Below are 8,101 nucleotides of genomic sequence, written 5' to 3'. Positions count from 1 at the left end.
GCACGGGGGGTCGTTACGACGTTCTCACTCACAGGGAACGACGATGATCGCCCCGCCAACCTGGTACCAGACGGTCTTCATCCTGTTATCAGAACTACCTGGCACACCCGGCGGCGGATGCCGCACGCTGGAGTCCATGAGCGCCGCAGTTCCTGAACCCCTCGTCGGAACGCCCTCCGGAGACCGGGCCCGGCGCAGCGAGCTGGCCGCCTTTCTGCGCAGCCGCCGCGAGCGGATCAGCCCCGAGCGGGCCGGCCTGCCGCGCGGTCCCCGCCGCCGCACCCCGGGGCTGCGGCGCGAGGAGGTGGCGCACCTGTCGACCGTGGGCGTCACCTGGTACACCTGGCTGGAGCAGGGGCGCGACATCCACGTCTCGGCCCAGGTGCTGGACGCGCTGTCCCGGGCCCTGATGCTGGACCGCAGCGAGCGGGCCCACCTCTTCGCCCTGGCCGGCACGGCCGACCCGATGCCCACCGACGACACCACCGCGCTGCCGCCCGCCCTGCGGGAGATGCTCACGCAGCTGGAGCCCTTCCCGGCCTGCGTGCAGAACGCCCGCTACGACATCCTGGCCTACAACCGGGTCTATGGGCACCTCCTCAGCGATCTCGACACCCTGCCGCCCAGCGACCGGAACTGCATGTGGCTCGCCTTCACCGACCCCGAGTGGGGCGCGGCCATGCCGGACCGGGAGGAGACGGTCCGGCTGATGGCGGCCCGCTTCCGCTCCCGGATGGCCGGGCACCTCACCGAGCCCGCCTGGAAGGCGATGCTGAGCCGGCTGCAGTCCGCGTCCCCCGAGTTCCGCGAGCTGTGGCAGCGGCACGAGGTCGTCCGCGCCGTGGACACCGCGAAGCGCTTCCGCAACGCGCGGGTCGGCATGCTGCACTTCACGTACCACGGCCTGTGGCTGAACCCGGCGGAGGGCGCCCGGATGGGGGTGTACGTTCCGGCGGACGACGAGACCCGCCACCGGGTCGAGCGGCTGTTCGCCCTCGTGACGGAGGCCACGGCGCCAGTGGGGGACAATGGAGAGTCCGCCGCGCACAGCTAAGCCCGCACCACCGGAGGATCCCCGTCCATGGCCCCGCCGCTCCAGATCGGACCGCACACCGTCCAGCCGCCCGTCGTGCTCGCGCCGATGGCGGGGATCACCAACGCGCCGTTCCGCACGCTGTGCCGGGAGTTCTCCGGCGGGCAGGGCCTGTTCGTCAGCGAGATGATCACCACGCGGGCGCTCGTCGAGCGGAACGAGAAGACGCTGCAGCTGGTGCACTTCGACGAGAGCGAGAAACCGCGCTCCATCCAGCTCTACGGCGTGGACCCGGTGACCGTCGGCAAGGCGGTGCGCATGATCGCGGACGAGGATCTGGCCGACCACATCGACCTCAACTTCGGCTGCCCGGTGCCCAAGGTGACCCGGAAGGGCGGCGGCTCCGCGCTTCCGTACAAGCGGCCCCTGCTGCGCGCCATTCTGCACGAGGCCGTCGGCAACGCGGGCGGCCTGCCGGTGACCATGAAGATGCGCAAGGGGATCGACGACGGCCATCTGACGTATCTGGACGCCGGGCGCATCGCCGTCCAGGAGGGGATCACCGCCGTCGCGCTGCACGGCCGCACCGCCGCGCAGCACTACGGCGGCACGGCCGACTGGGAGGCCATCGCCCGGCTGAAGGAGGCTGTGCCCGAGGTGCCGGTGCTGGGCAACGGCGACATCTGGTCCGCCGACGACGCGGTCCGCATGATGCGCGAGACGGGCTGCGACGGCGTGGTGGTCGGGCGGGGCTGCCTGGGGCGCCCCTGGCTGTTCGGCGACCTGGTGGCCGCGCTCGCGCCCGGCGGCCCGGAGGCGTCCGGCGGGCCGGGGGAGCGCGCCCGTCCGACCCTGCGCGAGGTCGCCGACATCATGGTGCGGCACGCGCGGCTGCTGGGCGAGTGGCTGGGTGACGAGGCGCGCGGCGTCATCGACTTCCGCAAGCACGTCGCCTGGTACACCAAGGGGTTCTCCGTCGGCTCCGAGGCGCGCAAGCGCCTGGCGGTCGCGGCGTCGGTGGAGGAACTGCGCGCCCTGCTGGACGGGCTGGACCTGGACCAGGCGTGGCCGGCGGGCGCGGACGGGCCCCGGGGGCGGACGCAGGGGCGGAACAAGGTGGTGCTGCCGGAGGGGTGGCTCGACGACCCCGACGCGTGCGGCACCCTCACCTCCGAAGCCGAACTGGACACCTCCGGCGGCTGACCCGCCTCCGGCGGAGCCCGCTGTCCGCCGGAGCCCGCTATCCGCCGGCCTCCAGCCGCGCCGCGTACGTGTCCAGGACGCGGGCCGCGAAGACGTCGGGGTCCCAGTTGCCGGGGCGGACTTCGTCGGGGCTCTCCCAGGTGTACGCCCAGCCGCTGCGCGGGGCGCCGTCGGCCACGGGGCCGTCGAGCGGCAGGGAGCGCAGGTCGTACTCGTTGTCCTCGAAGTCGTCGAGCACGCGCCACTCGCGGGCCGTCAGGCCGCTCAGCAGCAGCCCGGACGCCGTGCTGCCGGGGGCGGCGACCAGCCCCGGGTACGGCCTGCCCTTCAGCTCCGCTGTCCGCCAGCCCGTCACGGTGGCGGGCGTACCGGTGGGGACGCGGCCCAGCAGCGCGGAGAGGATCCGGGGGAAGCGGAGCGTGCCGTAGACGAAGAGGGCGTCTGCGCCGGCGGTAATGGGGGTCCCCCCTGCTCGAGCGGAGCCGAGAGCTTGGGGGCGGGCGAGCCGCACCTGGGGCGTGGGGTTGGTCATGGGCTCCACCCTGTCGTGAACGCGGAGTCACGGCTACGGAGGGCTGTCCGCATCGTGAGACATTCGGCCACACGGGGGCGTGATTCGCGCCACCTTGATAGATGGCTCGCTCATATGAGCGCTCAGGTGTGAGTTGTATATCTCCAACGAGCGCACCAAGACTTTACTACTCCTTGGTTCGGTGTCTGAAGGGAGGCGCGGCGGTGAGCGCGCCGCAAACCGGCAATTGCCGTAATCCCCGAATCTCTCTCCTCCAACTTATGAATGGCATGCCCAACTGGTTGAGGCGGCCCACACTTTCGATCTCTCGGCAGATGGGTGGTTACAGCCGTGTGACATGCCGCTGGATGTACCCCTGGGCCTTTGATCTGGGTACGCTCCCCGCCGTCAGGGCAACCGACCACGAGGAGCCGAGTCCGGTGCCGGTTCACGCGGAGAACACAGCAGGCCCAGCGGGCGCAGACCAGCAGAAGTTCGTCTACGACTTCAGCGAGGGCAACAAGGACCTCAAGGACCTCCTCGGCGGGAAGGGGGCCAACCTCGCCGAGATGACCAATCTCGGACTGCCCGTCCCTCCGGGCTTCACCATCACCACCGCAGCGTGCAAGGTCTATCTGGAGTCCGGAGCCGAGCCCTCCGCGCTGCGGGAGGAGGTGAGCACCCACCTCGCCGCGCTGGAGGAGCGGATGGGCAAGAAGCTGGGCCAGGCCGACGACCCGCTGCTGGTCTCCGTCCGCTCGGGGGCCAAGTTCTCGATGCCCGGCATGATGGACACGGTGCTCAACATCGGGCTCTCCGACGCTTCGGTGCACGGCCTCGCCGCACAGGCGGGCGACGAGCGGTTCGCCTGGGACTCGTACCGCCGCCTCATCCAGATGTTCGGCAAGACGGTGCTCGGCGTCGACGGCGAACTCTTCGAGGAGGCCCTGGAGGAGGCCAAGGGCGCGGAGGGGGCGACGAGCGACGTGGAGCTGTCCGCGGACGGCCTGCGGCGGCTCGTGGAGCGGTTCAAGGGCATCGTCGCGCACCGGACGGGCCGGGACTTCCCGCAGGACCCGCGCGAGCAGATGGACCTCGCCGTGCGCGCGGTCTTCGACTCGTGGAACGGTGAGCGCGCCAAGCTCTACCGCCGCCAGGAGCGCATCCCGCACGATCTGGGCACCGCCGTCAACGTCTGCTCCATGGTCTTCGGGAACCTCGGCGCCGACTCCGGCACCGGCGTCGCCTTCACCCGCGACCCCGCCAGCGGCCAGCAGGGCGTCTACGGCGACTACCTGCAGAACGCACAGGGCGAGGACGTCGTCGCGGGCATCCGCAACACCGTGCCGCTCGCCGAGCTGGAGGAGCTCGACAAGGTCTCCTACTCCCAGCTGATGCAGATCATGGAGACCCTGGAGACGCACTACCGCGACCTGTGCGACATCGAGTTCACCATCGAGCGCGGCAAGCTGTGGATGCTGCAGACGCGCGTCGGCAAGCGCACCGCAGCGGCGGCCTTCCGGATCGCCACCCAACTGGTCGACCAGGGGCTGATCGACGAGGCCGAGGCGCTGCAGCGGGTCAACGGCAGCCAGCTCGCGCAGCTGATGTTCCCCCGCTTCGACACGGACGTGAAGGCCGAGCGGATCGGCTGGGGCATCGCCGCCTCGCCGGGCGCCGCCGTGGGGAAGGCCGTCTTCGACTCGTACACCGCCGTCAAGTGGTCGCGCTCCGGCGAGAAGGTCATCCTCGTCCGCCGCGAGACCAACCCCGACGACCTGGACGGCATGCTCGCCGCCGAGGGCATCCTCACCTCGCGCGGCGGCAAGACTTCGCACGCCGCCGTGGTCGCGCGCGGCATGGGCAAGACGTGCGTGTGCGGCGCCGAGGAGCTGGAGGTCGACACCAAGCGGCGCCGGCTGACCGCGCCCGGCGGGCTCCTCGTCGAGGAGGGCGACACCGTCTCCATCGACGGCTCCACCGGCAAGATCTACCGCGGCGAGGTGCCGGTCGTGCCCTCCCCGGTCGTCGAGTACTTCGAGGGCCGCACGCAGGCGGGCGCCGAGGGCGCCGACGAACTCGTCCGGGCCGTGCACCGGGTGATGGAGTACGCCGACCGGGTACGCGGGCTGCGGGTGCGCGCCAACGCCGACAACGCCGACGACGCCTCCCGGGCCCGCCGGTTCGGCGCCCAGGGCATCGGGCTGTGCCGTACGGAGCACATGTTCCTCGGCGAGCGCCGGGAGATGGTGGAGCGCCTCATCCTCGCCGACACCGGTGAGGAGCGCGACGCGGCGCTGGGCGGCCTGCTGCCGCTGCAGAAGGACGACTTCGTCGAGCTGTTCGCGGCGATGGACGGGCTGCCGGTGACCGTACGGCTGCTGGACCCGCCGCTGCACGAGTTCCTGCCGGACATCACCGAGCTGTCCGTGAGGGTCGCGCTGGCCGAGTCCCGCCACGAGCCGCACGAGAACGAACTGCGCCTCCTGCAGGCCGTGCACCGGCTGCACGAGCAGAACCCCATGCTGGGCCTGCGCGGTGTGCGGCTCGGACTGGTGATCCCCGGCCTGTTCGCCATGCAGGTGCGCGCGCTCGCCCAGGCGGCGGCCGAGCGGAAGCGCGCGGGCGGCGACCCGCGGGCGGAGATCATGATCCCGCTGGTGGGCACCGTGCAGGAGCTGGAGATCGTCCGTGAGGAGGCCGAGCAGGTCATCGCGGAGGTCGAGCGCGAGTACGGCGTCGCGCTGGCGCTCCAGCTGGGCACCATGATCGAGCTGCCGCGCGCCGCGCTGACGGCCGGGCAGATCGCCGAGTCCGCCGACTTCTTCTCCTTCGGCACGAACGACCTCACCCAGACCGTGTGGGGCTTCTCCCGGGACGACGTGGAGGCCAGCTTCTTCACGGCCTACCTGGAGAAGGGCATCTTCGGGGTCTCGCCCTTCGAGACCATCGACAAGGACGGCGTCGGCGCCCTGGTCCGCGACGCGGTGGCCGCCGGCCGCGCCACACGCCCCGACCTCAAACTGGGCGTCTGCGGGGAGCACGGCGGCGACCCGGAGTCGGTGCACTTCTTCCACGAGGCCGGGCTCGACTACGTCTCCTGCTCACCGTTCCGCGTACCGGTAGCCCGCCTGGAGGCGGGCCGCGCGGCGGCCCGGAACCAGGGCTGAGAGCCACCGGGCCCCGGACCGCTCCCCGACCCTCACGGCGGCAGCGGGGCCCGGAACATGGAGGGGGCGGCACCTGTGCGGAGGTGCCGCCCCCTCGCCCGCAGCACGCCGTACGCCGCCTGGGCGCGGGTTGTTCTTCCGTACCGCGGTGAACCACGCCGAGCGTTGACGCCGAGGTCAAGACCGGCGTGCGGTACGGGCAGCCGGTACGGGCGCGCTACAGCCGGTGGTACCGGCGCTCCGGGCGGCCCGTCGCACCGTACCGGAGGGTGACCTGGGCCGTTCCGGTGGCCACGAAGTGCTCCAGATAGCGCCGGGCGCTGACCCGGGAGAGGCCGCTGCGCTCGGCGCACTCGGACGCCGACAGGCCGTCGTCGCCGCCGGCGGCGTCCAGCACGCCGCGCACCAGCGCGCACGTCTGCTCGGTGAGCCCCTTGGGCAGCGCCGCCGCGGGCGCGGCGGGAGCGAGCGTCGCCCCGCCGCCCGGGGCTCCCCGCGCGCCCATCAGCCGGTCCACGCCGTCCTGCCCCGCAGCGGCGAGCCGCTCGAACTCCCGCAGCCGCTCCGCGTACCGCCGGAGCCGCTCCTGCAGCAGGCGGCCCTCGAAGGGCTTCACCACGTACTGCACCGCGCCGCCGTGCTGGGCCGCGCGGACGCTCTCCGCGTCCCGGGCCGCCGTGACCACCAGGACGTCCGGGCCCTCGCCCGGCGCCGCGTCCCCGCGCAGCCGCCGCAGCACCTCCAGGCCGCTCAGATCCGGCAGATACAGGTCCAGCAGCACCAGATCGGGCCGCAGCGCGCGCACCCGCGACACGGCCTCCGCGCCCGTGTGCGCCACCGCCGCGACCTCGAACCCGGGGACGCGCTCGACCAGGGTGCTGTGCAGCCGCGCCACCATGAAGTCGTCGTCGACGACCAGGACGCGGATCACCGGTGCTCCCGCTCGCCGAAGCTCACCCCGGTGAGCTGCTCGGAGGCCACCCACAGCCGCTCCGCCGCCGCGTCGCTGCGCGTCCACGGGGCCTGCCAGGACGGCGCGGGGGCGCCCCGCGAGACCAGCCGCGGGCCGGTGAAGGACCCGGTGCGCACCCCGGGCGCCGTCGCGGCGTACAGCACGGGCAGCGCGCCCGCGTCCGCGGACTGCGCGACCAGCCGGTTGCCCGCCTCGAAGAACCGCTGCGCCGCCCGGCGGCCCTCCATCCGGGCGCCGCGGGCCTGCAGATTGGTGGACGCGTAGCCGGGGTGCGCGGCGGCGGCCACGAGCGCGGTGCCCGCGGTGCGCCGCGCGAGCTCGCGCACGAAGAGGAGGTTGGCGGTCTTGGAGCGCGCGTAGGCGATCCACCGGCGGTAGGAGCGCTCGCAGTTGAGGTCGCCCATGTCGATGTTGGCGAGCGCGTGCAGCATGCTGGAGACCGTCACGACGCGGGGCTTCCCGGCGGTCAGCAGCCGGTCGAGCAGCAGGCCGGTCAGCGCGAAGTGCCCCAGGTGGTTGACGCCGAACTGCGTCTCGAAGCCGTCGGCGGTCCTGCGGTACGGCAGGGCCATGACGCCCGCGTTGTTGACGAGCAGGTCGATCCGCTCGTCCGGCAGCTCCTTGGCGAACGTGCGCACCGACCCCAGGTCCGCCAGGTCGAGCAGCCGCAGCTCGGTGCGGGACGCGGCCTCCGGCAGCTCGCAGGCCAGCCGCTCCAGCGCCTCCTGGCCGCGCGGCTCGCTGCGGCAGGCCAGCACCACCCGCGCGCCCCGCTGGGCCAGCTCCCGGGCCGCCACGAAGCCCAGTCCGCTGTTGGCGCCCGTCACCACCGCTGTGCGTCCGCTCTGATCAGGGATGTTGCGCGCCGTCCAGCTCATCGTCCGCCCTGCTCCTCGCGCCTTGTCCGACCACCGTCCGACCACCGTCCGGCCCACCGGCAACCCTCAGTGTGGAGGCTAATCACCCGCCCGGGAACGGTCGAGCACGGCCACGTTCGGGTCGCGCCCCCGGGGCGAGGGGCTCGCGTCCACAGCGGCTTCGCCGCACGGGGCGGCCCTTCCCGGCGAGACCGGCAGGAGAGGGCCTAGTGCTTCGCTGCGGAGGTTCCGCTGGTGATCAGATGTCTGCGAGTTGCTTGTTGATGTCGTCGATGTCGAGGTGGTCGGGGTCGAAGCTGCCGCCGATCCACTCGGTGAGTTCGTCGTGCTGTT

The 8,101-nt window shown here is 72.5% G+C and carries 6 protein-coding genes; 3 read left to right on the top strand and 3 right to left on the bottom strand.

The window, feature by feature from the left end:
- The first annotated feature begins 136 nt into the window (after positions 1–136).
- Positions 137–1,054, top strand: coding sequence for a helix-turn-helix transcriptional regulator (locus tag G5C65_RS26315; protein ID WP_165301429.1), 918 nt, complete (start codon positions 137–139; stop codon positions 1,052–1,054).
- A 27-nt stretch (positions 1,055–1,081) separates the two neighbouring features.
- A complete protein-coding gene (dusB, locus tag G5C65_RS26310) occupies positions 1,082–2,236 on the top strand; it encodes a tRNA dihydrouridine synthase DusB (RefSeq protein WP_165301428.1) in 1,155 nt (384 codons plus the stop codon).
- 37 nt (positions 2,237–2,273) lie between these two features.
- On the opposite strand, the gene G5C65_RS26305 is transcribed toward dusB, so the two are convergent.
- The gene (locus tag G5C65_RS26305; protein ID WP_165301427.1) at positions 2,274–2,768 is read right to left on the bottom strand and encodes a gamma-glutamylcyclotransferase family protein; all 495 of its coding nucleotides are present in this window, start codon (positions 2,766–2,768) and stop codon (positions 2,274–2,276) included.
- A 419-nt stretch (positions 2,769–3,187) separates the two neighbouring features.
- On the opposite strand from G5C65_RS26305, the gene ppdK reads away from it, so the two are divergent.
- Positions 3,188–5,917 carry a pyruvate, phosphate dikinase gene (gene ppdK / locus G5C65_RS26300; protein WP_420903363.1) on the top strand — a complete coding sequence of 910 codons (2,730 nt, stop codon included), beginning with the start codon at positions 3,188–3,190 and terminating at the stop codon, positions 5,915–5,917.
- Positions 5,918–6,134: 217 nt separating this feature from the next.
- On the opposite strand, the gene G5C65_RS26295 is transcribed toward ppdK, so the two are convergent.
- Positions 6,135–6,848, bottom strand: a complete 714-nt coding sequence (locus G5C65_RS26295; protein WP_165301425.1) for a response regulator — start codon at positions 6,846–6,848, stop codon at positions 6,135–6,137.
- Entirely contained in the window at positions 6,845–7,768 is a 924-nt protein-coding gene (locus G5C65_RS26290) for an oxidoreductase (protein ID WP_165301424.1), read from the bottom strand. The genes G5C65_RS26295 and G5C65_RS26290 overlap by 4 nt, the downstream gene beginning before the upstream one ends.
- Positions 7,769–8,101 lie beyond the last annotated feature (333 nt).

It is taken from the genome of Streptomyces boncukensis, assembly GCF_011045075.1.
Lineage (GTDB): Bacteria > Actinomycetota > Actinomycetes > Streptomycetales > Streptomycetaceae > Streptomyces > Streptomyces boncukensis.
The sequence above is the reverse complement of the archived record's forward strand: the minus strand, read 5'-3'. Positions and strand labels throughout refer to the sequence as shown.